Here is a 23,986-nt window from a genome sequence, read left to right as displayed (position 1 = left end):
CTTGGCTCCAACGCTGGAAACGGATGGTTACGACGACTGGAATGCGATCTTGCGGGCGACGATGCCGCAGCGGGAGTTGGCCTACGGCATCAAGACCTTCTTTTATCGATATTGCAACAAGCGGTGTGGCGAAGTCATCGGAATTCACATGCTTTGCGACGAGCGCAATTCTCTGTGTCGGGGATCTAACTCTTGCCCTGCTTGAGCCGCCAGATCAGTGTCTGGCGAACGAAAGCGATACGATGATTTCTCAACACGGAGGGGCTCCACACCGCGTAATACGTGTTGTGAGGTCGAGCGACCGGCGGCTTGATCTCGACAAGATTGCCGCGCGCAAGTTCATTACGGCAAAGATATTCCGGTAGCACCGACCAGCCAAACCCACTCATCAGGATCGAACGCAGGCTCCTGAGGTCCTGGCTGACCACGGCGGGTGTAACGTCATCGTCGATATCTGTGTGATTCTCGTCAAGCCACCGCCTGATCAATGGCATGGACAGGTTGTAGGCGAGCACTGGCTCGGCTTTCAGTGCGTCGACAAGGCTGCCCTGCGCCATGATCTTTCCCGCGATTTCCGGAGAGGCAACCGCAACGATGCTCTCTGTGTGCAGGGATTCGGTCCGCAGTCTGGCATCGGTGATAGGGAGCGCCGAAAACCCAAGATCGCAATGCCCCTCCGCCACCATGATCCGGATCTTTTCTCGGTCGCCGGTCTGAAGCCGCACGCGAACGCCGGCCTCAAGCAATGTCTTCAGAACGGGACCTATCGTCTCGGCTGCAAAGTCGCTATGGGCAATGATCTGAACCGAACCTGCGATATCGGTGGAGCGAGATCGCGCTGTCGCAAGTGCCGTTTCCGCGTGGTCGAGCTTGTCTCCGATGTCGGCCGCAAGTTCGTCCGCGGTCGCAGTCGGTAGCACGCCGCGAGCATGGCGTTCGAACAAAGGGCGCCCGATAGCGGCCTCCAGGCTGGCGATTTGTTGCGACACCGCGGGCTGTGTCAGGTCGAGATTGCGGGCCGCGCCGGAGATGGAGCGTTGGCGATAAACCTCGGTGAACGTGCGCAATTGCTGAAGATACATGTCTCTAGACATAAAATAATTTATGGGCAGTGGCAATTTCTCTTTGTTTTTGAGCGCGCCAGTCGTTGCTACATCCCTTTCAAGCAGTTGGAACCGGTCGCTTGCGCGAACCGCTCCTCCAACAAAACTGGAATGGAGATTTATATGAGCACCAATGTCGCCGGCGAATTGAATGCCATCCTTGCCGCCATGAAGGCGTTTCATCTCAAGGCAGGCGCGCCGGATGCGTTCTTGCGCAAGGACCGTCTAAAGCGCGCCGTTCGCATGCTGCTGGAAAATCACGACCGCCTGGCCCGGGCCATGAGTGATGACTTTGGCAACCGCAGCATCTACCAGTCGAAGGTGGCCGACATCGCCACGACCGTGAAGGCCCTCAACTATTCCATCGAGCGGCTGGAAACATGGATGCAGCCGGATCACGTCAACGATCCCGACGTCGGCGTCAAGGCATGGATTGAACATCAGCCGCTCGGCGTGGTCGGCATCATCAGCCCCTGGAATTTCCCGGTCAACCTGGCTTTCAGCCCTCTCGCCGGCATCTTCGCGGCCGGCAACACCGCGCTCCTGAAACCATCGGAACTGATCCCCCATACGTCGGAAACGGTCGCCGAACTGATTGCCAGCTATTTCGACCCGATGGAACTTGGCGTGGTTCTTGGAGATGCGAATGTCGGCGCTGCCTTCAGCGGCCTGCCATTCGATCACTTGATCTTCACGGGCAGCACCAACGTCGGTCGCCATGTCATGCGGGCCGCTGCCGAAAATCTGGTGCCGGTCACGCTGGAACTCGGCGGCAAATCTCCTGTTGTCGTAGCCTCGGATGCGGACGTGAAGGTCGCCGCCGAGCGGACATTGACCGTCAAGACCTTCAATGCCGGGCAAATCTGCCTCTCACCCGATTACGTGTTGATCGCGCAGTCGAAGACGGATGCCTTTATCGCCGCGGCCAAGGCGCTTGTCGCGGAGAGCTTCCCCTCCATCCAGGCCAATCCGGAATACACTTCGATCGTCACCGACCGGCATTTCGAACGTCTCGTCAGCTTGCTCGATGATGCGCAGCAGAAGGGTGCCGCGATCTCCAAGCTCGGACCGGAGAACGAGCCGATTTACGACCGCTCGACACGCAAGATCGCGCCGGTGGCGGTGGTGGGTGCCAATGACGGCATGAAGATCATGCAGGAAGAAATATTCGGTCCGCTTCTGCCGATTGTGACGCGCAACAGCGATGACGACGCGATCGCCTACATCAACGCCCATCCGCGGCCTTTGGCCGCCTACTACTTCGGCCAGGATATGGAACGTGCCAATCAATTCGCGCAGAAGACGACCTCCGGCGCCCTAGTCGTCAACGATATCATGAGCCATGCCTCCATCGATACGTTGCCCTTCGGCGGCGTGGGCGCGGCCGGCATGGGTGCCTATCACGGTGTCCATGGCTTCCTTCGCTTCAGCCATGCAAAGCCCGTCGTCGTTCAGAGCGAAAGTGGTGCCTCCGGCCTGCGCCTCAGGGCACCTTATGCCGAGAAGCTCGAAGCTCTCGAAGGCTTCTTTGCCAAATAGCGGCAATTGAGCCTCGCCTCTTCACTTACTCAAACCCATATTCACGAAACGGGGCTTGTCGCCCCAAGGGAGATTTCCATGAAAATTCTGATGGTACTGACGTCGCACGACAAACTTGGCAACACCGGCAAGAAGACCGGCTTCTGGCTGGAAGAATTCGCGGCACCTTATTACGCCTTCCTGGAAGCCGGCGCCCACATCACGGTCGCTTCGCCCAAGGGCGGCCAGCCGCCGCTCGATCCGAAGAGCGATGAGCCGGATTTCCAGACCGACGAGACGCGCCGGTTCAACGCCGATGAAGCCGCCCAGAAGGTGCTCGCCAATACGGTAAAACTCTCTTCGGTCTCGTCGGGTGATTTCGATGCGGTCTTCTATCCCGGTGGTCATGGCCCGTTGTGGGATCTCGCCGAAGACCGGACTTCAATCGCCTTGATCGAAAGCATGTACGCCACCGGCAAGCACGTTGCCTTCGTCTGCCACGCGCCTGGTGTGCTGCGCAACGTAAAGTCTCCTGATGGCGCGCCGCTGGTTGCCGGCAAGAAGGTCACCGGCTTCACCAACACCGAAGAGGACGCCGTCCAGCTGACCAATATCGTACCGTTCCTCGTCGAGGACATGCTCAAGGAAAAGGGCGGCATTTACTCGAAGGTCGGTGATTGGCAGTCTTATACCGTGCAGGATGGCCTTTTAATCACGGGTCAGAATCCTGGTTCGTCGGTGGCCACCGCGGGCTTGCTGGTCAACGCATTGAGGGGCGGCAAGTAAGCCGCCAATCCCTCGTTGACTAGCTGCTCGCTCTCCTGATCGGGCTGTGGGCGCAATTTGATAAGGATGAGATCGCCTTTATCCGGCGATCTCAAGAGTTTGAGTAGGAAGTGGTTATGAAAGCAGCAGTCTATCACCAGGCCGGTGACCCGGATGTGTTTCGATACGAGGATGTGGCGGACCCGGTCCCGACCGATGACGAGATCCTCATTCGCGTTGAAGCGATCAGCATCGAAGGCGGAGACCTTGTTGGCCGCCGAGATCTCACGCCGGGCGAGAACGAAGTGCCGGGCTACGCCGCTGCGGGCGAGATTGTTCAACTCGGCAAGAACGTTAAGGGTTTTGCTGTCGGCCAGAAGGTCACGACCTTCAACTGGAAGGGTTCGCATGCAGAGCTTCGCGCGGCTCCCGCATCGAACTGCTTCGCAATCCCCGATGGCCTGGATATCGGCGTCGCCTCGACCATTCCTGTCGGTCCCGGCACGGCCGCCTGGGCTCTGCATCTGGCCAATCTGCAGCCCGGCCAGACAGTCCTGGTGCTTGGTGCGGCCGGCGGCGTTGGTCTCGCGACCGTACAACTTGCCGCCAGGATGGGCGCCCGCGTGATCGGCACCGGCACGAAGCAAGAGTCGCTCGACCGCATCCGTGAATACGGTCTCGATGATGGCATCGTCGTCGGCGAGCAACCGGTCAGCGAACAGGTTCGTGCTCTTCTCGGTGGCAACGAAGTCGATGTGATTATCGACACGATCGGCGGCCCGGCGCTGGTCGATGCCCTCTCAGTCCTGAAGGATGGTGGCAACGCCGTGCTGATCGGCGTGTTCGGTGGACGCAGCACGATGATCAACGCCGGCGACTTGCTGAAGCATCGCAAGACCGTGATCGGCTGCCTTCTCGGCCCGGACATGGGCAAGGAGATACCCCGCCGCCTGATCACGGATTTGTTCGAGATGGCCAAGAACGGCGATCTGCGCGTGCCGATCGATGCAACCTTTTGCTTGTCCGACGCTGCTGCCGCACACCGCCGCGCCGAAGTGCGGGGCCGAATCGGCCGGGTGCTCATGACGGCCTAAAGCCTCGCGGAAGCAGCGCAATTCAAGGCGCCGCGCCCGCTACGGTCGGCGAGGCGTATTGTTGTCGATGGTCTTGACTGCGGTCCCGCTTCGGGAGCCTGCTAGTCGAGCATGACCATATGGGCCGGAAGCTGCTCCTCGAAAAACTTCGAGAATGTCGCGATACGCGGCGGAAGCGTCTGATAGGGCGGGTAGTAGAGCGTCAGCCAAAGTTCCGGCGGCGCCCAGCCCGGCAGCACGTGAACCAGCCGGCCGGTGCGGATATGCTCGGCGATGTGAAAGCCCGGAAGCATCGCTACGCCGACGCCATCCGCGGCCATGTCAGCGAGCACTTCGCCATTATTGGCGCTGAATGCGCGTCCGGCCGCGATCGAGATACTCGATCCGCCGTCCGACAGGGCCCAGTTCTCGCGACGGCTCTCGCCGCTATAGGCTAGGCAATCGTCGGGCGTCAGTTCGTTCGGATGCTGCATCTCCGTGAAGCGGCTGCCGGGCGCTGCCACCAGAATCCTCGGGACCGCCCTGATCTTGCGCCAGATGGTGAACTTGTCCGAGGGGGCGGATGAAATGCGGATCGCGAGATCGTAGTCGTCGTCGATGATGTTGACCAAGCCGTCCGAAAGCGAAACCTCAAAGCTCATCTTCGGATAAAGCTCGCGGAAGCCGGAGAGAATTGGCGTGAGGATCGTCTTGCCAAGCCAGGTCGGCGCGCTGATCCGTAGGCGCCCCTGGTCGGACTTGTGCGCGTTCTTGACATCCTTGCGGGCATTTTCGAGCGCTTCGACCGCCGGCTGGATCTGCGCCGCGAAGACGGCGCCGTCAGTGGTCAGCGATACCTGGCGCGTGGTGCGTACGAAGAGCTGGACGCCGAGATCGTCCTCGAGTGCCGCGATCGCGCGGGTGACGGCGGCGGGTGTCATGTCGAGCTCGCGGGCGACCTGGGCGAAGTTGCGCTTTTCGGCGGCGAGCAGGAAGGTTTTCAGGGCTTTATAGTCGTTCATCTCAATTATTTCAAAAATCGCAATTCATTCGACAGGAATATTGCAATTCCGCAATGCAATCAACCCGGTTACATCTCTGGTCATCGAAACGGCAACGCCCACAGAGAAAGGCAACGGCCATGATCAAGGATATCAAGGGACTGCACCACGTCACTTCGATGGCGTCGGATGCCCGAGAGAACAACCGGTTCTTCACCAACGCACTCGGCCTGCGCCGCGTCAAGAAGACCGTCAACTTCGACGACCCGAGCGTCTACCACCTCTACTACGGTGATGAAAACGGCACGCCCGGCACGGTCATGACCTACTTCCCTTTCCCGCACATGATGACCGGCCGCCCCGGCGTCGGTGAAGTCAGCGAGACGCAGTTCTCCATCCCGAAGGGATCGCTGGCGTTCTGGAAAGACCGCCTGACGGCCCAGGGTGTCGTCGGTCTGAAGGCCGACACGGTCTTCGGCGCCAACCGCCTGCGCTTCGCCGGCCCTGATGGCGACGGACTGGCGCTGATCGAAACCGCCGAAGACGCCCGCGCCCCATGGTTGGCTGACGGCATCTCGGAAGACAATGCGATCCGCGGCTTCTCCGGCGCGCGCTTCGACCTGCACGACACCGCCGCCACATCGGAACTGCTGCAGTTCATGGGCTATGAGCGCGCCGAGGTCGAAGGCGATGTCACGCGGTTCATCATTCCCGGTGGCAATGGTGCCGATACCATCGACATTGCATCGCTGCCGAAAACGCCGTTTGCCCGTCAAGGCGCCGGTTCTGTCCACCACATCGCCTTTGCCGTCGAGAACCGCGAAAAGCAGCTCGAAGTGCGCAAGGCCCTGATGGACACGGGCTACCAGGTGACGCCGGTTATCGACCGCGATTACTTCTGGGCGATCTACTTTAGAACGCCTGGTGGCATCCTGTTCGAAATCGCAACCAACGAGCCTGGTTTCGACCGCGACGAAGATACCGCCCACCTCGGCGAAGCCTTGAAGCTGCCGACCCGGTATGAAGCCTATCGCGGCCAGATCGAAGAGAACCTCGTTCCGCTCGCAGCGTAACCCGCCCGGCAAACTGCCGCGCACCTCTAACACCAACAATTTCCGCCTTCGAACGGCTGCCTGAGGCAGGCAGCCGACCGCCGGAGGCATCCCAATCCTTAAGCGCCAGATCGGCAACCAAAACCTAAACGGAGAAATCAAATGTCCAAGCTCGAAGTCCTGACCCCCGCAAACAGCCAGCTCATCTTCATCGACCAGCAGCCGCAGATGGCTTTCGGTGTCCAGTCGATCGATCGCCAGACCCTGAAGAACAATGTCGTCGGTCTCGCCAAGGCGGCCAAGATCTTCAACATCCCGACCACGATCACCACGGTCGAGACGGAAAGCTTCTCCGGCAACACCTTCCCGGAACTGCTCGGCGTGTTCCCTGAGAACGACATTCTGGAACGCACGTCGATGAACTCCTGGGACGACCAGAACGTTCGTGACGCCCTTGCCAAGAACGCCGCCGGCGGCCGCAAGAAGATCGTCGTCTCCGGTCTCTGGACGGAAGTGTGCAACACCACCTTCGCGCTCTCCGCCCTCCATGACGTTCCCGACTACGAAATCTACATGGTCGCCGACGCATCCGGCGGCACCTCGGTCGACGCCCACAAATATGCGATGGACCGCATGGTACAGGCAGGCGTCATCCCCGTTACCTGGCAGCAGGTCATGCTCGAATGGCAGCGCGACTGGGCCCGCAAGGAAACCTACAACGCGGTCACCTCGCTGGTGAAGGAACATTCCGGCGCCTATGGCATGGGCATCGACTATGCGGTCACGCATGTCCACGGCGGTGCCGAGCGCGTCAGCCACGGCAAGCGCATCGGCCCTAACCCAGCCAAGTAATCACCCGTCACTGCCGTTTCCGCAGGATCGAATGTCCAGATGCGGAAGCGGCTTCATTCACAGTCGAGGATGCCCCCATGAAAATCTACCTTCTTTCCATCGGCGCCGGTCTTCTGGTCGGTATCGTCTATAGTTTGCTCAATGTTCGCTCTCCCGCGCCGCCGATCGTGGCCCTTGTCGGGCTGCTCGGCATTCTGGTTGGCGAGCAGCTCATTCCTTTCGCCAAGACGCTAATCGCCAAGGAGCCGGCGGCCGTCTCCTGGATCAACCAGATCAAGCCGCACATGTTCGGCCATATGCCGAAGGGCGAGAGCCGCAATGACGTCGTCGTGTCTCGCCAGGATCAGCACAAGTCTGCTAGCTGACACCGCAAGAGGAGATTCGCTTGCGGCGGGGCCCAGCCCGGCCAATCCCGGCGCAAAGCGTTGAAATCAATATTAATAATGAAGCCTGGAGCATTTCCCATGTTCGCCGACCTCATCCTCCACCACGGTTTGATCACCACGCTCGATCGCACCAATCCAACCGCCAGCGCCGTCGCCATCAAGGACGGTGCCTTTCTTGAAGTCGGCACCGACGCCGAGATCATGGCGCTCGCCGGCCCGGATACCAAGATCGTCGACCTCAAGGGCAAACGCGTCCTGCCCGGCTTGATCGACAACCACACCCACGTCGTGCGCGGCGGCCTGAACTACAACATGGAACTGCGCTGGGATGGCGTCCGTTCGTTGGCGGATGCCATGGACATGCTGAAGCGCCAGGTGGCGATCACGCCGGCCCCGCAATGGGTTCGCGTCGTCGGCGGCTTCACCGAACACCAGTTCGCCGAAAAGCGCCTGCCGACGATCGAGGAGATCAATGCGGTCGCGCCGGATACCCCCGTCTTCCTGCTCCATCTCTATGACCGCGCGCTTTTGAACGGTGCTGCGCTCCGCGCCGTCGGCTACACCCGCGACACGCCCAACCCGCCCGGCGGCGAGATCACCCGCGACGCCAACGGCAACCCGACCGGCATGCTGCTTGCCAAGCCGAACGCCGGCATTCTCTATTCGACGCTCGCCAAGGGCCCGAAGCTGCCCTTCGACTACCAGGTTAACTCCACCCGCCACTTCATGCGCGAGCTCAATCGTCTTGGCGTGACAGGCGTGATCGATGCAGGCGGCGGCAATCAGAACTATCCCGATGACTACGAGGTCATCCAGAAGCTCTCCGACGAGAACCAGCTGACCGTTCGTCTCGCCTATAACCTCTTCACGCAGAGGCCGAAGGCCGAGAAAGAGGATTTCCTCAACTGGACGTCTTCGGTCAAATACAAGCAGGGCAACGACTACTTCCGCCACAACGGCGCCGGCGAAATGCTGGTCTTCTCCGCTGCCGACTTCGAGGACTTCCGCCAGCCGCGCCCGGAAATGGCGCCGGAGATGGAAGGCGAGCTCGAGGAAGTCGTGCGGATTCTCGCCGAAAACCGCTGGCCCTGGCGCATGCACGCCACCTATGACGAAACCATCTCGCGTTCGCTCGACGTCTTCGAGAAGGTCAACAAGGACATTCCGCTGGAAGGCCTCAACTGGTTCTTCGACCATGCCGAGACAATCTCGGAGCGTTCGATCGACCGTATCGCGGCACTCGGCGGCGGCATCGCCACCCAGCACCGCATGGCCTACCAGGGCGAATATTTCGTCGAGCGCTATGGCCACGGCGTCGCCGAAGCCACGCCGCCGATCAAGCGCATGATCGACAAGGGCGTCAACGTCTCGGCCGGCACCGACGCCACCCGCGTTGCCTCCTATAATCCATGGGTGTCACTCTCCTGGATGGTCACGGGCAAGACGGTCGGCGGCATGCAGCTCTATCCGCGCGCAAACTGCCTCGACCGCGAGACGGCGCTCAGGATGTGGACGGAGAAGGTCACCTGGTTCTCCAACGAAGAGGGCAAGAAGGGCCGCATCGAGAAGGGCCAGTTCGCCGATCTCGTGGTGCCGAGCAAGGACTTCTTTGCCTGCGCCGAGGACGAGATCTCGTTCCTCACCTCCGATCTGACGATGGTTGGCGGCAAGATCGTCTATGGCTCGGGTGACTTCGCCAAGTACGACGAAAGCAACATCCCGCCCGCCATGCCGGACTGGTCTCCGGTGCGCAAGTTCGGTGGCTACGCTGCCTGGGGCGAGCCCGACGGCGCCGGCGCACGCTCACTGCGCCGCACGGCCATCTCCACCTGCGGCTGCGCCAGCGACTGCAGTGTCCATGGCCACGACCACGCCGGCGCCTGGACCTCGAAGCTTCCGATCGCGGATCTCAAGGGCTTCTTCGGTGCACTCGGTTGCTCCTGCTGGGCCGTTTGAGGCTGACGAGATAACCGAACGACGTATCATCTTGGGCAGCGGGAAACCGCTGCCCAAGCCTGTTTTGCAAGCGTAAAAAAGCTCTCATGGATAATTGCGGATAATGCACTTAAATCGAAACTATTGATGCAATTGTTGGCGGCAATGGGTCCCGTCAATATGGCTCCATCAGACGAACACAGCGCCGCTCGAACCGACCGGCAAGATCGCAGGAGCAACGATGACCGGCCACTCACCTTCAATACCGCGCAGGCTTCTGGCCGACGTCGCTTCGGCGCCTGCCGTGCGAACCGCCGCGCTGCTCGCGCTGTGCGCCGCCTATATCCAAGGCCCGCTCACCAAGATTTTCGATTTCGGCGGCGCAGTCGCCGAGATGGAGCATTTCGGTCTCCACCCGGCCCCCGTCTTCGCCGTCGTCGTCATCGCATTCGAGCTGAGCGCATCGGCGATGGTGGTGTCGGGCAAGCTCCGGTGGATGGGTGCTCTCGCGCTCGCCGGCTTCACTATTCTCGCGACCTTCATCGCGCTTCGTTTCTGGGAACTGCCCGCCGGCATGGAACGGATGATGGCAACCAACGCCTTCTTCGAACATCTCGGCCTCGCAGGCGCCTTCATTCTCGTCACCATCTTCGACATCACCAAGGGAGCTGAACAATGAGCACCGCAAAATCCTCCGGGGGCAGCTTCGCTCCACTCGCCCAACCCGTCTTCGCCGTTCTCTGGGCGGCCACCGTTCTCGGCAATACCGGCAGCTTCATGCGCGATGTCGCGAGCTCCTGGTTGATGACAGACCTCTCGGCCTCGCCGGCTGCTGTCGCCATGGTTCAGGCGGCGGGCACGCTGCCGATCTTCCTTCTCGCGATTCCGGCGGGCGTGCTCACCGATATTCTCGACCGCCGCAAGTTCCTGATTGCCGTCCAGCTGCTGCTCGCCTCCGTCAGCATCAGCCTGATGGTTCTTGCGCAGACGGGCATGCTCTCGGTCAGCGCCCTGATCGGTCTCACCTTCCTCGGTGGCATCGGCGCGGCACTGATGGGGCCGACCTGGCAGGCGATCGTGCCTGAGCTCGTCAAGCGCGAGGATGTGAAAAGCGCGGTCGCGCTGAATTCGCTCGGCATCAATATCGCCCGTTCCATCGGCCCGGCAGCGGGGGGTATCCTGCTTGCCGCGTTCGGGGCGGGGCTTACCTACGGGGCTGACGTTGCCAGCTATCTGGTCGTCATCGCCGCGCTGATCTGGTGGCCGCGCGCCAAGAGCGCCAACGATGCCCTGCAGGAGAATTTTTTCGGCGCCTTCCGGGCCGGCCTTCGCTACACTCGTGCCAGCCGCCCGCTGCATGTCGTGTTGCTGCGTGCCGCGATCTTCTTCGCCTTCGCCAGCGCCGTCTGGGCCCTGCTGCCGCTCGTCGCCCGCCAGCTTCTCGGCGGCGATGCAAGCTTCTACGGCATCCTGCTCGGCGCGGTTGGCGCTGGTGCGATCGGCGGAGCGCTCGTCATGCCGAAGCTGCGTGAACGTCTGAGCGCCGATGGCCTCATGCTTGGCGCAGCGATCACCACCGCTGTCGTCATGGCTATCCTGTCGCTTGCTCCGCCGAAGGCTGTTGCGATCGTCGCTCTGCTCTTCCTCGGCGGCGCATGGATCACCGCTCTGACGACGCTGAATGGCGCGGCCCAGGCTGTCCTTCCGAACTGGGTGCGTGGTCGCGGTCTTGCCGTCTACCTCACCGTCTTCAACGGCGCGATGACGGCCGGCAGCCTCGGCTGGGGTGCTGTTGGCGAAGCGGTCGGCGTCCCTGGCGCTCTCTTGATCGGTGCCGCCGGTCTGCTCGTCGCCGGTCTTATCATGCACCGTGTGAAGCTGCCTGCCGGCGATGCCGATCTGGTCCCGTCCAGCCACTGGCCGGAGCCGCTTGTCGCCGAGCCCGTCGCCCATGATCGTGGACCGGTTCTGATCCTGATCGAGTATAATGTCGAAAAGCGCAACCGTTCGGCCTTCCTTCGTGCCCTGAACGACATGTCGCAGGAACGCCGCCGCGATGGTGCCTATGGCTGGGGCGTGACGGAAGACTCCGCTGACCCTGAGAAGATCGTCGAGTGGTTCATGGTGGAAAGTTGGGCGGAGCATCTTCGGCAGCACAAGCGGGTGTCGAATGCCGATGCCGACCTGCAGGGCAAGGTGCTTGCCTACCACTCGGGCCCGGAAAAGCCTGTCGTCCGGCACTTCCTGACGATCAACCGCCCAGGCAAGGCCTGAAAATCGGGACATAGAAGGGGGCTGCGAGGTCCCCTTCATTTGTCATAACAGCTGGGGTCTTCCTCACGTCTTTCGTCAGCGCAACCGCGTCAGATCCACCGGACGATTATTGATGATCGCCTCCATCGAGAAAAAGCCCGTCACCGTGGCGAGATCGAAATTCGTGATGAGCTTCTGGTAGAACGCATCGTAACCGGACATGCCTTTGGTCACGACCTTGATGAGATAATCCCAGTCGCCGCCGATGCGATAGAAGTCGATCACCTCGGGCAACCGCTCGACATGCGCCCGAAATCCCTCGCTCCATTCTTTCGAATGATGGCGCGTGCGGATCATGACGAAGACCGTCAGATCGAAACCAAGGGCCTTGAGGTCGATGTCGCTGTGCGATCCCCGGATCAGGCCGAGGGAATGCAGCCGTTGCAGTCGGCGCCAGCAGGCGTTCTGCGACAAGCCGATCTTTTCGGCCAGATCGCGCTGCGACAGGGTCGCATCATTCTGCATGGCGCTGAGGATCTTCATGTCAAACGCATCGATTTTTGCGGTAGAATCGTTCATTTGACACGGTCCGGCAATCAGTGTTGGTATGGTTTCCGCGAAATAGTGTGAGGCGACGCGATTTGTGTCAATGCTCACGCCGCGCTCGATCGAGATGGGCATGCGCATCTTGCCACTTACCCACATGATGATGTGGGTACAGGCGATCCTATCGTCCCGCCTTGTGGCTGACGGCAGGCGCATCCGTGATGAAAATCAAAATGCCTGTCAAACAAGCGTCATGAAAATTAATTTCACAGTTCCAACTTTTTCCGTGTTTCGTGTTGACGAGATCGAATTTTTGTCTCAACTTGACGAAAATAAATTACGTAAATGGGAACGAGAGCAGCATGAAAGTGGGAATTATCGGGCTAGGTTTCCGGCTCGGCTATCTGGGCTACGTCTTCAAGTCGATTGATGAAAGCTTCGAGATCGTCGGCTATGTCGATCCCGAGCCCGCTGGTCTGCCGGGTCTCGTCGAAAAGGGCGTTTCCGTTGGCAAATCCTATGCCACGCCGCAGGAGCTGATCGCCAACGAAAAGCTCGATCTCCTCATGATCGGCTCGCCCAATCTCTTCCATCTCGAGCATATCCGCATCGGTCTCGAAGCCGGTCTGAAGGTCTTCTGCGAAAAGCCGATCGTCACCACGATCGCCGAAAGCATCGAGCTCGCGCGTCTCATGGCCAAGTTCGGTCATGAGCGGCTGATGGTCGGTCTGGTGCTGCGGTATTCGCCGCTTTATCGCGACCTGCAGGCGGTTCAGGCCGCCGGCAATCTCGGCCAGATCGTCTCGATCGAGGCATCCGAGCATATCGAACCCTATCACGGCGCATTCTTCATGCGCGACTGGCGCCGCTACGAGCGTTATTCCGGCAGCTTCATGCTGGAGAAGTGCTGCCACGATCTCGACCTCTATAATGGCATCGCCGGCGCGCGGCCCGAGCGGGTCGCAAGTTTCGGCGGTCGCAAGAGCTTTACGCCGGCAAACGATCCCGCTCGCGAAGGCATCAATGATCTTGAGCTGTTCCATCGCAAGCCGAGCGGCTGGAAGGGCACCGACAAGGTGTTCGACAGCGATGCCGACATTATCGACTATCAGGTCGCGATCGTCGAATACGCTAATGGCGTGGGCATGAATTTCCACACCAACCTCAACGTTCCCGACCAGTTCCGTCGCTTTGCGATCATGGGCTCGCGCGGGATGGCCGAGGGCGATTTCGTGCGCGGCTATCTCGATGTGCATGAGCAGCTGACCGGCAAGAAGGTCGTCGAGAACAAGTATGCGGCCACCGAACTCTCACAGCACTATGGTGCCGACGAGCAGATGGCGGCCGACATCCTCGACAGCGTCCGCACTGGCACGGTGCTGCCCGTCTCGACCCTGAATGCCCTTGAAGCCGGCATTCTGGCACTCTCCATGGACGAGGCCCGCATGAAGAAGACGGTTGTCGACCTGCGTCCCGTATGGGACAAGTTCGACGAGGCGCTCCACGCCAGAGCGGCTTGAGGAGGGCGGCAGGATGAACGTTCAAAGAAGCAACCTCATCTTCGCCTGGATCCTTCTCCTTCCGGCAGTCCTCTATGTCGCGGTAATCGTCGCTTACCCGCTCGTCGATACGTTCATTCTGTCCTTCACCGATGCGTCGCTCAGAAAAGTGACCAATTGGGTGGGCTGGGCGAACTATGAGAAGATCTTCAACGCGACCTTCGCCGACGTCATCGTCCGCACCTTCATCTGGACCTTCTTCTCGGTCTCGCTGAAGATGATCATCGGTACCTTCGGCGCGTCGCTGCTGAACAGCGCGGTCCCCGGTCGCTCGCTGTTTCGTCTGCTGACCATGCCGCCATGGGTGGTGCCGATGGCGATCGGAATCTTCATGTGGGGCTGGATGTATAACGGCCAGTTCGGGATGATCTCGGGCATGCTGCAGCGCATCGGCTTCGTGGATGGCCCGGTGGCCTTCCTCGCCTATGGCAACACGGCTTTCTGGGCAACGATCATCACCGACGTGTGGATTGGCGTGCCGATGGTCACCATCTATTTCCTGGCGGCGATCCAGTCGATCCCGAAGGATCTATACGAGGCGGCCTGGACGGATGGCGCGGGGCGTTTCTATCGCTTCCGCCGCATCACCCTGCCGCTGATGGTGCCGTCGATCATCACCATGTCGATGCTATCCCTCATTGCCACGTTCAACTCCTTCGATATCATCTGGATCTTGACGCAAGGCGGCCCCAGCGGACAGACCACGACGATGATCATCGATACCTACCAGACGGCCATCGGCTCGAAGAAATATGGTGAGGGTGCGGCCCGCGCGGTGCTGATCTGCATCTTCCTATCGGCATTCTGCTTTGCCTATTTCCGTGTCACCCGTCGGCTCAACCCGGAGAAGCGCGCATGAAGAACGCGGCCATGATCGATCGCTACAGCTGGTGGGAAATCCTGCTGATCTACCTTGGCGTCCTGGTGTTCCTCACCTTCGTGCTGGCGCCGTTCGTCGAAGGCTTCCTGGTGTCGCTGAAGCCGTTGAGCCAGCTGTTTTCGTCGCCCTACCGCTTCTGGCCGGAAAACGGCTCGTTCGAGGCCTATCGCACCATGTGGATCAGCGTTCCAGGCTTCGGGCGCTATATCTTCAACTCCTTCTTCATCTCGATCATCGTCACAGTAATCGTGCTGGCGCTCGTCATCCCGGCTTCCTATGCCTTCGCGAAGTTCGAGTTTCGCGGCATGGGCCTGCTGCTTGGCGCGTTTTTGACCGTCAACATGTTCTCGGGCGCCGTGCTGCTTATTCCGCTGTTCCGGCTGATGCGCACGCTCGGCGTGCTCAACACCTATTTCGCGATGATCGTGCCTGGCGTGGCATTCCTCATTCCTTCGGCGATCTGGCTGCTGCGGACCTACATGATCCGCATCCCGCAGGAGCTGAACGAGGCCGCCTACATGGATGGAGCCAGCCACTTCTACACGTTGCGCCGCGTGATTCTGCCGATTGCCATGCCGGGGATCATCGTCGTCGCCATCACCACTTTCATCGGCGCCTACGCGCAGCAATTCATCTTCGCGCTGACTTTCAACTCGAAGACCGAATACATGCCGTTGCCGGTGGGGCTCTTTGCTTACTTCGGTAAGCAGGAGGTTATCTGGAATGAGCTGATGGCAGCCTCCTTCGTCGGCATCTTGCCCGCGATGGTCATCATCTTCTTCCTGCAACGATATCTCGTCGGCGGTCTGACTGCCGGTGCGGTAAAACAATAACAAGTGAACAGCTAACTAACGGGAGTATTGACGTGAGCATCGCTTTCAAAACTAGCCTTATGGCACTGGCCTTGCTCGGCTCGACGGCGCTTGGCGCCATGACGGCCGAAGCTGCCGACAAGGAAATCAGCTGGATCTATTGCGGCGACAAGATCGACCCGATCCACGAGAAGTACATCAAGGAATGGGAAGGCAAGAATCCGGGCTGGAAGGTTGCGCCTGAAGTCGTTGGCTGGGCACAGTGCCAGGACAAGGCAACTACGCTCGCCGCCGCCGGCACGCCCGTCGCGATGGCTTACGTCGGCTCGCGCACGCTCAAGGAATTCGCTCAGAACGACCTGATCGTTCCTGTTCCGATGACCGATGACGAGAAGAAGGCCTACTATCCTCACATCGTCGACACGGTCACCTTCGAGGGCAACCAGTGGGGCGTGCCGATCGCGTTCTCCACCAAGGCGCTCTACTGGAACAAGGATCTGTTCAAGCAGGCCGGCCTCGACCCCGAGAAGCCGCCGACAACCTGGGCTGAAGAAATCGCTGCCGCCAAGACCATCAAGGAAAAGACGGGCATCCCGGGCTACGGCCTGTCCGCCAAGACCTTCGACAACACCATGCACCAGTTCATGCATTGGGTTTACACCAACAACGCGACAGTCATCGACGCCGATGGCAAGGTCACGCTGGATAGCCCCGGTGTTCTCGCCGCTCTGCAGGCCTACAAGGACATCACGCCTTACTCCGAAGAAGGCCCGACCGCTTACGAGCAGAACGAAGTTCGTGCGATCTTCCTCGACGGCAAGGTGGGCATGATCCAGGCCGGCTCCGGCGCTGCCGCCCGCCTCAAGGACACCAAGATCAACTGGGGTGTGACGACGCTGCCGCTCGGACCGGATGCCAAGGGCCCGGGCACGCTGCTCATCACCGACAGCCTGGCGATCTTCAAGGGTTCTGGTGTCGAGGACAAGGCGATCGAGTTCGCCAAGTACATCACCTCTCCCGAGCCGCAGGGCGAATACGAACTCCAGGGCGGCGCTGGCCTGACACCTCTGCGTCCGTCGGCAAAGGTCGATGAATTCATCAAAGCCGATGCTTCCTGGAAGCCGTTCATCGACGGTATCGCCTATGGTGGTCCCGAGCCGCTCTTTACCGATTACAAGGGTTTCCAGAACTCTATGATCGAAATGGTCCAGTCCGTCGTGACAGGCAAGGCCGAGCCGGCTGACGCCATCAAGAAGGCCGCTGGCGAGATCGAAGCGTTCAAGTAAGCCTTTGTTGGGGATCGCGGGCGCGCAACACCCGCGATCCCTTCGCTATCGAGAGTAAGCGCCGCGCGTGGCGGTGACCGGAGACAGGTTTTGGGACAGTTATTTCTCAACAAGGTTCAGAAATTTTACGGCGACTTCGAGGTTCTGAAGGGCGTTCAGCTCGAGGTGAACAATGGCGAGTTCGTCGTGTTCGTCGGCCCCTCCGGCTGCGGCAAATCCACATTGCTTCGCATGATCGCCGGCCTGGACGCGACGTCGGCGGGTGACATCGTGATCGACGGCGTCCGCGTCAACGATCTGCCGCCGGTCAAGCGCGGCATCGCCATGGTGTTCCAGTCCTACGCGCTCTATCCGCACATGAGCGTTTTCGAAAACATCGCCTTTCCACTGCGCGTCGAAAAGATGGAAGAGCAGAAGCTCAAGGCCAGGGTCGAAAACGCCGCTCGCATCCTGCATCTCGACCAGCGCTTGCAGCAAAAGCCGGGCATGCTTTCCGGCGGTCAGCGCCAACGCGTGGCGATCGGCCGCGCGATCGTGCGCGAGCCGAAGATCTTCCTGTTCGACGAGCCGCTCTCCAACCTCGACGCCGCGCTGCGCTCCGACATGCGCATCGAGCTCGCGAAACTGCACCGTCAGCTTAAGGCGACGATGATCTACGTCACCCACGACCAAGTCGAGGCGATGACGATGGCGGACCGCATTGTCGTGCTCAACGCCGGCGAGATCGCCCAGACGGGCGCGCCGCTCGAGCTCTACCACAAGCCCGCCAACATCTTGGTGGCCGGGTTCATCGGCAATCCGAAGATGAATTTCCTGCCGGTCACCTGCACCGCCGTCGGCGACAAGAGCGTGACCGTCGAATACAAGGGCCAGTCGCTGACCGTCCCGGTCACGCCGCGCGCGGGCGTCGTCGGCAAGATGCTGACGCTTGGCGTACGCCCTGAACATATCCAGCTTGCATCCGGCGATATCTCGCTCACGATCACGCCAAGCGTCATCGAGCGTCTCGGCGCGCAGACTGTCGCTTATGCAGCGCTGAATGGCGAGGGCGAAAACTTCTGCGCCACACTGTCCGGCAGCGTCGGCGTGCGGCCGGAACAGCCGATGCTCGTCGGCATCAACGCGGTGGATTGCCACCTCTTCGACGAAGCCGGCATCGCGTTCGAACGCCATGTGGCGCTGACCGATATCGATCTCAACCTGCTGAACCCGACCGCGCTCGCCTGATCGCGAGCGCCGGTCGCGCTATCAGCGATTGAGGAAGTGATAGAACAAGGTGTTGGCCGGGTACGAATAGGAGCCCCGGTCGACGATACCGTGGCGGTACATGCAATTGCGCAGTGCCGTCACGTGCCACAGGCTGTTGACGTCGGTCGAGCCGCGGCGAAACGCTTCCTGCTCGCAATAGGGATAGGTGTGGTCGAAGCGGGCCAGAATGGTCGGGTCGGAATCGACGCGGACACCGGAATAGGTCTGCCATTGCGACGGTGCCTGCGCGGCTGAAATGCACGCAAGGCTTCCCGCAATTCCCAATGCAATCAACGCTCTCATGAATGATCTCCCGTGACGTCGCCGGAATATTGGCGCATCAATAAGATGCGCCGGATACGGCAAACTTCAAGGAGGACTATCCAATGGCGTTAGCAGCCGGTGAACGGCCGCCGATCCGATGCTGTGGCTACCAGACGAGCCCGCGGGCGGCCACGTCCTCGACGCGGGTGACGACGCCATCGCGATGGAAAACCATGGTGTCGAAGAGGTTCGAGACCACGCAGGTATGGTTCGGGATGATCAGGAGCTTGTCGCCGATCTGCGGCCGCGCGCCCTCGCATTTCGAGAGGTCGATCACGCCGTGCTCTTCGGACAGGCCGGTGATCGAAGCCTGCGGATAGCCGACCACCTGGCCATAATCCGTGAAGCCGAGCAGGTCGGATGTCAGCGCTTTCGAGCCAGCATCGATTACGGCGCGGTCCCCGGTCGGGCGGGAAACGACAGTGACGAGAATATGCATGGCGCAGTCGTCCACTGTGCAATGTCCGGCGCGGACCATAGAACGGTCATTATAGATATAGGTGCCGGCCCGGTGTTCGGTGGCGGCGGGAACCAGATGGGCATCGAACAGGCTCGGCGATCCGCCGTTGCTGACGATAGGGCAGGCGATGCCTTCGGCGTCGAGCAAGGCCAGCGTTTGCGCGAGAAACGCCTGAACCTCGGTGGCTGCGCCCGGCTTCGGATAGTTCAGCAGTCCGCCAAAGCTCAGGCCTGCGGCAGCGTCAATGTGCTTGGCGAGCGTCACGGCTTGCGCGGGCTTCTGCACGCCGCAGCGTCCGGCACCGGTATCGCACTCGACCAGAACCACAAGCGGCTTGCGCGCAGCGAAATAGTTAGACAGCCCGTCGACGGTGTAGGCGCTGTCCGCGACCACCTTGAGCCCGGATATGCGCTCGTTCAGCGCCGCCAGGCGTTCGAGCTTCGCGGTGCCGATGATGTTGAAGGTGATGAGGATGTCCTCGAAGCCCGCGTCGGCGAAAACTTCGGCCTCGGTGACCTTCTGGCAATTGATGCCCTTGGCGCCCGCCGCTACCTGCTGGGCGGCCAGAGCCGGGATCTTGTGCGTCTTGATGTGCGGACGGAAGTCGATGCCGTGCGCGTCCATGTAGGCCTGCGTGCGGGCGATATTGGCCGCCATCCGGTCTTCGTCGATGATCGGCCGAGGTGTCGAAAGGTCCGCGACCTTGTCGCCGGGCTTGGCGACGACGGCAAATGGGCTGTTGTGCATCTTCAGGCTACTCCATGTGAGGCGCCGTGGGGATCGGCGATCATGGGCCAGATATCCTTGCGCGCCCGCCGATACGGCGTCTTCGCCGGATTGTTAGGATAAGGCGTGCCGGCCGCGCAATAGATGATTTCGGACGCAATCTTCGAGAACGAGGCGTAGAAGTGGTTCGTGGACTTGATGACCAGGATCTTCTTCTGCGTCGGATCGATGCCCATGACCGAGAATAGGCTCGGGTCGAAGCTCTGGGCACGCGTCGAGTTCAAGATAATGTCGATGCCATCGAGCACGATATGCGCCGCATCGCCGAAGGGCGCGAAGCTTTCGCCGAAGCGCATCTCGGCATTCGGCACGATCTTGATGACCTTGACCAGGCCGTCGATCGGGTTGCCCGTGCCGGGCGCGGACTTGGCGCCGAAGCGCAGAGGGATTTCAGCGCCTTCGCCGGCCGCCATGCAGATCTGCACCGCCATGGGGTCCCAGATCGTGCCGATCGCCGCATCGGTGACGCCGCGCGCCAGGAGTTCGCCTAGAACCACGGTCGCGTCACCAGCCGTTCCACCGCCGGGGTTGTCCCACATATCGGCAATCACGACAGGCCACGCCGTTGCCGCCAGCGCCTGCGACACCGCTTCTTTCTCGTCGATCTGCGGCATCATGAAGGTGCCGCGTTTCGAAAAGAGCTCCATGCCGAGTTCCTGCGCCAGCACATCACCCTTGTCCTTGCGGTCGTTGGTGACGACGAGAAGCTTGGTGCCCATCTCCGGCACGTCGCCGGCCATGAAGCCGTGGACCACGGAGATGGATAGAACATCCGGATCGTCCTTCTCGATCTGCATGATCTTGTCGACGAAGGAGCGCATGGGATCGCGCGAGGTCGGAAACACGTCGATCATCCGGCAGTCGAAGACGGACATGACCGGTTTTACACGGCCCTCCAGCGTGTCGACGGCGATACGCCACAGGTCCTCGGCGCGATCAACGAAGTCCGTGTGCGGGACCTCCTTGAAGTAGACGAAACCATTGGCGGCGGCGAAACGCTTGGCCGTCAGATGGCTATGCGGATCGAGCTCGGCGAAAACGGGAACATCGGGGCCGACGAGCTCGCGAATGCGCGCCAGCGTATCGCCTTCGGTGTCCTCATAGCCGGCGGCGACCATGGCGCCATGCAGGCCGAGCACGACGGCGTCGACGGGCATCGCCGAGCGAAGCTGTCCGAGGATCTCGTCGCGCAGGCCTTCATAGGTCGCGCGATTGACGAGGCCGGCCGGGTCCGCCCAGGTCGCGGTGCCCTCGATCAGTGTCCAGCCCTTCTCCGCGCAGACGCGCCGGCCGACGGTGATCGGCGCGGAGCAGAGCGTCGGCGTTTCGGGATGTTCGCCAGGCGGCGCATAGAGCGACGCCTCGAAAGCGCGCCGATCGACGCAGATGGGGGAGAAGGTATTGGTCTCGGTTGCGAGAGCCGCCGTGAAAATCCGCAATGTCTCGGCCTTTGTGTTGATCAACCCATCGGGTTCGGAAGATAGCCGGTGAAACCGGAGATCTTCCAACGCCCCTCGTGCAGGCGGCAATAATAAAGGGTCTGCCACTGCATGATGTCGCGGCTGCCATCGGCCTTGGCGATGCCGCCATCGAACTTCTTGCGCACCAGCGCCATGTCGCCTTCGATCTCGATATCCTCAAGTGTGGTCGTGGTGAAAATGGCCTTGCGCGTGTCTTCGGCAAAGGACTGCGTCGCGAAATCCTTGGCCTGGCGAACCCACTCATCGCGATAAGCAGCAAGCGTCGGGAAGGCCAGCCGCCACTTGTCGGGGCTCACTTCCTTGCGCCCGTCGATACCGATGAAACCGTCCTCGACGAAATCGTGCTCAACCATCGACCAATCGGCGGCCAGGAAGGCGTCGATATCGCGGTGAACGAGCATCTCCCAGATCGAATGCCGGGCAGCGTCTGAGGCGGGGAAGGGGTTCTTGAAAGGATCGCGCATGGTGTTCCCGATTGAAATTCTTTTCATGAATGACGTTTTTCTCTGGTCAAATTCCGCTTAATATGGTCACTTGTCAACTTATCACGAAAATAATTTGCAAGGATCGGTCAATGTCCATCAAGCGTTATGGCACCGTTCAGACCGGCGCAGGCGGAAAGCCGCTGCCGTTTGCCCGTGCGGTCGAAGCCGACGGCTGGCTCTATGTGTCGGGTCAGGTCGCCATGGAAAATGGCGAGATCATCGACGGCAATATCGTCGCGCAGACGCACAAGACGATCCAGAACGTGATCGCGATTCTTGAAGAGGCCGGCTATGGCCTCGAGCATGTCGTGCGCTGCGGCGTGTGGCTCGACGATCCCCGCGATTTCTGGACCTTCAACGGCATCTATCAGCAGTATTTCGGCGAGCATCCGCCGGCACGCGCCTGTGTGCAATCGTCGATGATGGTCGATTGCAAGGTCGAAATCGATTGCGTCGCGTATAAAGCGAAAGACAAATAGCGCGATAGACCAAGGGGAGCCGGGCGTGGATATTTTCTCGACATTGCAGGAAGAGAAGGCCCGGCTTTCGCCGTCGGAAACCCGTATCGCGGATATTCTGCTCAACGATTTCGAATTCGCCGTCAATGCCTCGATCATCGAGCTGGCGGAGAAGGCCGACGTCTCGCCGCCGACGGTCACCCGCTTCTGTCGCCGTGTCGGCTGCGAGAGCTTTTCCGATTTCAAGGTTCAGCTCGCCCGCACGGCCTATGTCGGCATGCGCTATCTCAGGCCTGAGCCGAAGAGCCGCGATCCCGGTGATGTCGCCCAGGACATCATCACCAAGGCGCAGAACGCGCTGTTCCTGCTGCACCGCTCGCTTGACCTTGCCGCCATCGAGCAGGCCGCCGAGAAGATCGCCAAGGCGGAGATGATCTATGCCTTCGGCTCGGGTGGCAATTCCTCGATGATCGCCAGCGAGCTGCAGAACCGGCTCTTCCGCTTCGGCCTGCATGTGACCGCGAGTTCCGATCACGGCATGCAGCTGATGCTGGCGGCGGCGGCGAAGTCGACGCATGTCATCGTCGGCTCGTCGTTTTCGGGCCGCAACACCGAGCTCGTCCGTTCCTTCACGCTCGCCCGCGAGACCGGCGTCACGACCATCGCGCTGACGCAGGCCGACAGCCTCGTCGCCAAGGCCGCAGACATCGTCATCCCGATCGATCTTGCCGAAGGCAACAACATCTTCCGGCCGACCTCGACGCGCATCGCCTATCTGGCCGCTGTCGACATCCTGGCCAGCCTCGTCGCCTATAACATCCCGCAGGCGGCAGTCACTCTTCGACGCATCAAACAACAACTCGTTGCCCACCGTGACGGCGATGACCGTCAGCTGCTCGGGGACTAAGGATTTCATGTCAGGAAAGGACTGAGAATGACAAAATCGGTAGCGATCGTGACCGGCGCTGCGGGCGATATCGGCCGTGCCATCGCCAGCCGGCTCGCGGATGACCACGACGTCGTCCTGCTTGTCGATATCGACGGCGTTGCCGCCGAAAAGGCCGCGCGTGCGCTGGGTTCGGCTGAGCGCTTCGTCGCCGTCAGCTGCGACGTCACGAGCGAGTACAGCGTTGCCGAAATGGCGAAGACCGCCGCGTCGCTCGGCGCGCTGAAGACGCTGGTCAACAATGCGGGTGCCGCGCGCGCCGTCAGCCTGCAGTCGACGAACCCCGAGGATTGGCGCGCCGACAATGCGCTCAACCTAGAAGCGCCGTTCCTCTGCTTCAGCGCTGTCGCGGATCTCCTGAAGGCGACGCAGGGCTCGGTGGTCAACATCGCGTCGGTCAACGGCATGCAGGTCTTCGGTCATCCGGCCTACAGCGCTGCCAAGGCTGGCCTCCTGCATTTCACCAAGCTGGTCGCCGTCGAATGCGGCAAGTTCGGTATCCGCTCGAACGCGATTGCGCCGGGCACGGTGCGCACGCAGGCCTGGGAAGCCCGCGCCGCCGCCAATCCCAATGTCTTCGAGGAAGCTCGCCGCTGGTATCCGCTGCAGCGCGTCGTCGATCCGAAGGACGTCGCCAATGCGGTCGGCTTCCTGGCAAGCGCGCAGGCCAATGGCATTACCGGCGTCTGCCTTCCCGTCGATTGCGGCCTTACCGCGGGCCAAGCGGAACTCGCCCGCACCTTCTCCCAATCCGCTGATTACTGATCAAAAAAAGAA

At 60.9% G+C, this 23,986-nt stretch carries 24 protein-coding genes; 17 read left to right on the top strand and 7 right to left on the bottom strand.

The features are described 5' to 3' along the window. Nucleotides 1-185: 185 nt before the first annotated feature. On the bottom strand, nt 186-1,286 hold the full coding sequence (locus J5286_RS27415) for a LysR family transcriptional regulator (protein WP_245206595.1): 1,101 nt from the start codon (nt 1,284-1,286) through the stop codon (nt 186-188). Here J5286_RS27415 and J5286_RS27410 point away from each other — a divergent pair. The 3 genes from J5286_RS27410 to J5286_RS27400 all read left to right on the top strand — a co-directional run bounded on the left by J5286_RS27410 (nt 1,227) and on the right by J5286_RS27400 (nt 4,480). Next, complete coding sequence (locus J5286_RS27410; RefSeq protein ID WP_245206594.1) at nt 1,227-2,642, top strand: coniferyl aldehyde dehydrogenase; 1,416 nt, start codon at nt 1,227-1,229, stop codon at nt 2,640-2,642. The two genes, J5286_RS27415 and J5286_RS27410, sit on opposite strands and share 60 nt — an antisense overlap. Before the next feature lie 78 nt (nt 2,643-2,720). Further along, the gene (locus J5286_RS27405; protein WP_209193143.1) at nt 2,721-3,407 is read left to right on the top strand and encodes a type 1 glutamine amidotransferase domain-containing protein; all 687 of its coding nucleotides are present in this window, start codon (nt 2,721-2,723) and stop codon (nt 3,405-3,407) included. A 116-nt stretch (nt 3,408-3,523) separates the two neighbouring features. Continuing rightward, nucleotides 3,524-4,480, top strand: coding sequence for a quinone oxidoreductase family protein (locus tag J5286_RS27400; RefSeq protein ID WP_209193142.1), 957 nt, complete (start codon nt 3,524-3,526; stop codon nt 4,478-4,480). A 101-nt stretch (nt 4,481-4,581) separates the two neighbouring features. On the opposite strand, the gene J5286_RS27395 is transcribed toward J5286_RS27400, so the two are convergent. After that, nucleotides 4,582-5,481 carry a LysR family transcriptional regulator gene (locus tag J5286_RS27395; protein WP_209193141.1) on the bottom strand — a complete coding sequence of 300 codons (900 nt, stop codon included), beginning with the start codon at nt 5,479-5,481 and terminating at the stop codon, nt 4,582-4,584. Between the two features lie 119 nt (nt 5,482-5,600). Between J5286_RS27395 and J5286_RS27390 the strand changes: the two genes are divergently transcribed. From J5286_RS27390 to J5286_RS27365, 6 genes are all read left to right on the top strand, one after another. Continuing rightward, nucleotides 5,601-6,533, top strand: a complete 933-nt coding sequence (locus J5286_RS27390; RefSeq protein ID WP_111560830.1) for a VOC family protein — start codon at nt 5,601-5,603, stop codon at nt 6,531-6,533. 141 nt (nt 6,534-6,674) lie between these two features. Further along, nucleotides 6,675-7,364 (top strand): hydrolase, encoded by a 690-nt coding sequence (locus J5286_RS27385; RefSeq protein ID WP_111560831.1) that lies wholly within the window; start codon nt 6,675-6,677, stop codon nt 7,362-7,364. Nucleotides 7,365-7,441: 77 nt separating this feature from the next. Then, nucleotides 7,442-7,729, top strand: coding sequence for a XapX domain-containing protein (locus J5286_RS27380; protein WP_209193140.1), 288 nt, complete (start codon nt 7,442-7,444; stop codon nt 7,727-7,729). Nucleotides 7,730-7,828: 99 nt separating this feature from the next. Next, a complete protein-coding gene (locus J5286_RS27375; RefSeq protein ID WP_209193139.1) occupies nt 7,829-9,706 on the top strand; it encodes an amidohydrolase in 1,878 nt (625 codons plus the stop codon). Nucleotides 9,707-9,926: 220 nt separating this feature from the next. Beyond that, on the top strand, nt 9,927-10,364 hold the full coding sequence (locus tag J5286_RS27370; protein ID WP_209193138.1) for a DoxX family protein: 438 nt from the start codon (nt 9,927-9,929) through the stop codon (nt 10,362-10,364). After that, complete coding sequence (locus tag J5286_RS27365; RefSeq protein WP_209193137.1) at nt 10,361-11,959, top strand: MFS transporter; 1,599 nt, start codon at nt 10,361-10,363, stop codon at nt 11,957-11,959. Before J5286_RS27370 ends, J5286_RS27365 begins: the two co-directional genes overlap by 4 nt. 75 nt (nt 11,960-12,034) lie before the next feature. Here J5286_RS27365 and J5286_RS27360 read toward each other — a convergent pair whose 3' ends face one another. After that, a complete protein-coding gene (locus J5286_RS27360) occupies nt 12,035-12,517 on the bottom strand; it encodes an Lrp/AsnC family transcriptional regulator (protein ID WP_026282647.1) in 483 nt (160 codons plus the stop codon). Nucleotides 12,518-12,846: 329 nt separating this feature from the next. Here J5286_RS27360 and J5286_RS27355 point away from each other — a divergent pair, with 329 nt between their 5' ends. From J5286_RS27355 to J5286_RS27335, 5 genes are all read left to right on the top strand, one after another. Next, nucleotides 12,847-14,004, top strand: a complete 1,158-nt coding sequence (locus J5286_RS27355; protein ID WP_209193136.1) for a Gfo/Idh/MocA family protein — start codon at nt 12,847-12,849, stop codon at nt 14,002-14,004. A gap of 13 nt (nt 14,005-14,017) precedes the next feature. After that, nucleotides 14,018-14,902, top strand: coding sequence for a carbohydrate ABC transporter permease (locus tag J5286_RS27350; protein ID WP_018896583.1), 885 nt, complete (start codon nt 14,018-14,020; stop codon nt 14,900-14,902). Further along, nucleotides 14,899-15,756, top strand: coding sequence for a carbohydrate ABC transporter permease (locus J5286_RS27345; protein WP_018896582.1), 858 nt, complete (start codon nt 14,899-14,901; stop codon nt 15,754-15,756). Before J5286_RS27350 ends, J5286_RS27345 begins: the two co-directional genes overlap by 4 nt. A 59-nt stretch (nt 15,757-15,815) precedes the next feature. Then, nucleotides 15,816-17,021 carry an ABC transporter substrate-binding protein gene (locus J5286_RS27340; protein WP_209193371.1) on the top strand — a complete coding sequence of 402 codons (1,206 nt, stop codon included), beginning with the start codon at nt 15,816-15,818 and terminating at the stop codon, nt 17,019-17,021. A gap of 90 nt (nt 17,022-17,111) precedes the next feature. Then, nucleotides 17,112-18,248, top strand: a complete 1,137-nt coding sequence (locus tag J5286_RS27335) for an ABC transporter ATP-binding protein (protein ID WP_209215397.1) — start codon at nt 17,112-17,114, stop codon at nt 18,246-18,248. 21 nt (nt 18,249-18,269) lie between these two features. Here the strand turns inward: J5286_RS27335 and J5286_RS27330 are convergent, their stop codons facing one another. The 4 genes from J5286_RS27330 to J5286_RS27315 all read right to left on the bottom strand — a co-directional run bounded on the left by J5286_RS27330 (nt 18,270) and on the right by J5286_RS27315 (nt 21,784). Next, on the bottom strand, nt 18,270-18,572 hold the full coding sequence (locus tag J5286_RS27330) for a hypothetical protein (RefSeq protein WP_209193134.1): 303 nt from the start codon (nt 18,570-18,572) through the stop codon (nt 18,270-18,272). A 127-nt stretch (nt 18,573-18,699) separates the two neighbouring features. Beyond that, complete coding sequence (locus J5286_RS27325; protein WP_209193133.1) at nt 18,700-19,800, bottom strand: D-TA family PLP-dependent enzyme; 1,101 nt, start codon at nt 19,798-19,800, stop codon at nt 18,700-18,702. Nucleotides 19,801-19,802: 2 nt separating this feature from the next. After that, entirely contained in the window at nt 19,803-21,278 is a 1,476-nt protein-coding gene (locus tag J5286_RS27320; protein ID WP_209215398.1) for a M81 family metallopeptidase, read from the bottom strand. Between the two features lie 20 nt (nt 21,279-21,298). Beyond that, nucleotides 21,299-21,784: a hypothetical protein gene (locus J5286_RS27315; RefSeq protein WP_209193370.1), complete on the bottom strand. Its 486-nt coding sequence runs from the start codon at nt 21,782-21,784 to the stop codon at nt 21,299-21,301. Nucleotides 21,785-21,894: 110 nt separating this feature from the next. Between J5286_RS27315 and J5286_RS27310 the strand changes: the two genes are divergently transcribed. Genes J5286_RS27310 through J5286_RS27300 form a run of 3 tightly spaced genes read left to right on the top strand, consistent with a single transcriptional unit; the run spans nt 21,895 to nt 23,974 of the window. Next, nucleotides 21,895-22,284, top strand: a complete 390-nt coding sequence (locus J5286_RS27310) for a RidA family protein (protein ID WP_112424839.1) — start codon at nt 21,895-21,897, stop codon at nt 22,282-22,284. Nucleotides 22,285-22,309: 25 nt separating this feature from the next. Continuing rightward, nucleotides 22,310-23,170 (top strand): MurR/RpiR family transcriptional regulator, encoded by an 861-nt coding sequence (locus tag J5286_RS27305; protein ID WP_018896574.1) that lies wholly within the window; start codon nt 22,310-22,312, stop codon nt 23,168-23,170. A 27-nt stretch (nt 23,171-23,197) separates the two neighbouring features. Continuing rightward, entirely contained in the window at nt 23,198-23,974 is a 777-nt protein-coding gene (locus J5286_RS27300) for an SDR family oxidoreductase (RefSeq protein ID WP_209215396.1), read from the top strand. The last annotated feature ends 12 nt before the right edge of the window (nt 23,975-23,986 follow it).

The organism is Rhizobium sp. 16-488-2b (assembly GCF_017741815.1).
Lineage (GTDB): Bacteria > Pseudomonadota > Alphaproteobacteria > Rhizobiales > Rhizobiaceae > Rhizobium.
This window is presented reverse-complemented; position numbering and strand designations above follow the sequence as displayed.

Coding starts and splice junctions, on each gene's coding strand:
- J5286_RS27300 (WP_209215396.1), top strand. CDS start 23,198: ATGACAAAATCGGTAGCGATCGTGACCGGCGCTGCGGGCGATATCGGC.
- J5286_RS27315 (WP_209193370.1), bottom strand. CDS start 21,784: ATGCGCGATCCTTTCAAGAACCCCTTCCCCGCCTCAGACGCTGCCCGG.
- J5286_RS27375 (WP_209193139.1), top strand. CDS start 7,829: ATGTTCGCCGACCTCATCCTCCACCACGGTTTGATCACCACGCTCGAT.
- J5286_RS27370 (WP_209193138.1), top strand. CDS start 9,927: ATGACCGGCCACTCACCTTCAATACCGCGCAGGCTTCTGGCCGACGTC.
- J5286_RS27365 (WP_209193137.1), top strand. CDS start 10,361: ATGAGCACCGCAAAATCCTCCGGGGGCAGCTTCGCTCCACTCGCCCAA.
- J5286_RS27405 (WP_209193143.1), top strand. CDS start 2,721: ATGAAAATTCTGATGGTACTGACGTCGCACGACAAACTTGGCAACACC.
- J5286_RS27330 (WP_209193134.1), bottom strand. CDS start 18,572: ATGAGAGCGTTGATTGCATTGGGAATTGCGGGAAGCCTTGCGTGCATT.
- J5286_RS27415 (WP_245206595.1), bottom strand. CDS start 1,286: ATGAAACGCCTTCATGGCGGCAAGGATGGCATTCAATTCGCCGGCGAC.
- J5286_RS27360 (WP_026282647.1), bottom strand. CDS start 12,517: ATGAACGATTCTACCGCAAAAATCGATGCGTTTGACATGAAGATCCTC.
- J5286_RS27355 (WP_209193136.1), top strand. CDS start 12,847: ATGAAAGTGGGAATTATCGGGCTAGGTTTCCGGCTCGGCTATCTGGGC.
- J5286_RS27310 (WP_112424839.1), top strand. CDS start 21,895: ATGTCCATCAAGCGTTATGGCACCGTTCAGACCGGCGCAGGCGGAAAG.
- J5286_RS27385 (WP_111560831.1), top strand. CDS start 6,675: ATGTCCAAGCTCGAAGTCCTGACCCCCGCAAACAGCCAGCTCATCTTC.
- J5286_RS27345 (WP_018896582.1), top strand. CDS start 14,899: ATGAAGAACGCGGCCATGATCGATCGCTACAGCTGGTGGGAAATCCTG.
- J5286_RS27410 (WP_245206594.1), top strand. CDS start 1,227: ATGAGCACCAATGTCGCCGGCGAATTGAATGCCATCCTTGCCGCCATG.
- J5286_RS27390 (WP_111560830.1), top strand. CDS start 5,601: ATGATCAAGGATATCAAGGGACTGCACCACGTCACTTCGATGGCGTCG.
- J5286_RS27340 (WP_209193371.1), top strand. CDS start 15,816: ATGGCACTGGCCTTGCTCGGCTCGACGGCGCTTGGCGCCATGACGGCC.
- J5286_RS27325 (WP_209193133.1), bottom strand. CDS start 19,800: ATGCACAACAGCCCATTTGCCGTCGTCGCCAAGCCCGGCGACAAGGTC.
- J5286_RS27350 (WP_018896583.1), top strand. CDS start 14,018: ATGAACGTTCAAAGAAGCAACCTCATCTTCGCCTGGATCCTTCTCCTT.
- J5286_RS27395 (WP_209193141.1), bottom strand. CDS start 5,481: ATGAACGACTATAAAGCCCTGAAAACCTTCCTGCTCGCCGCCGAAAAG.
- J5286_RS27380 (WP_209193140.1), top strand. CDS start 7,442: ATGAAAATCTACCTTCTTTCCATCGGCGCCGGTCTTCTGGTCGGTATC.
- J5286_RS27400 (WP_209193142.1), top strand. CDS start 3,524: ATGAAAGCAGCAGTCTATCACCAGGCCGGTGACCCGGATGTGTTTCGA.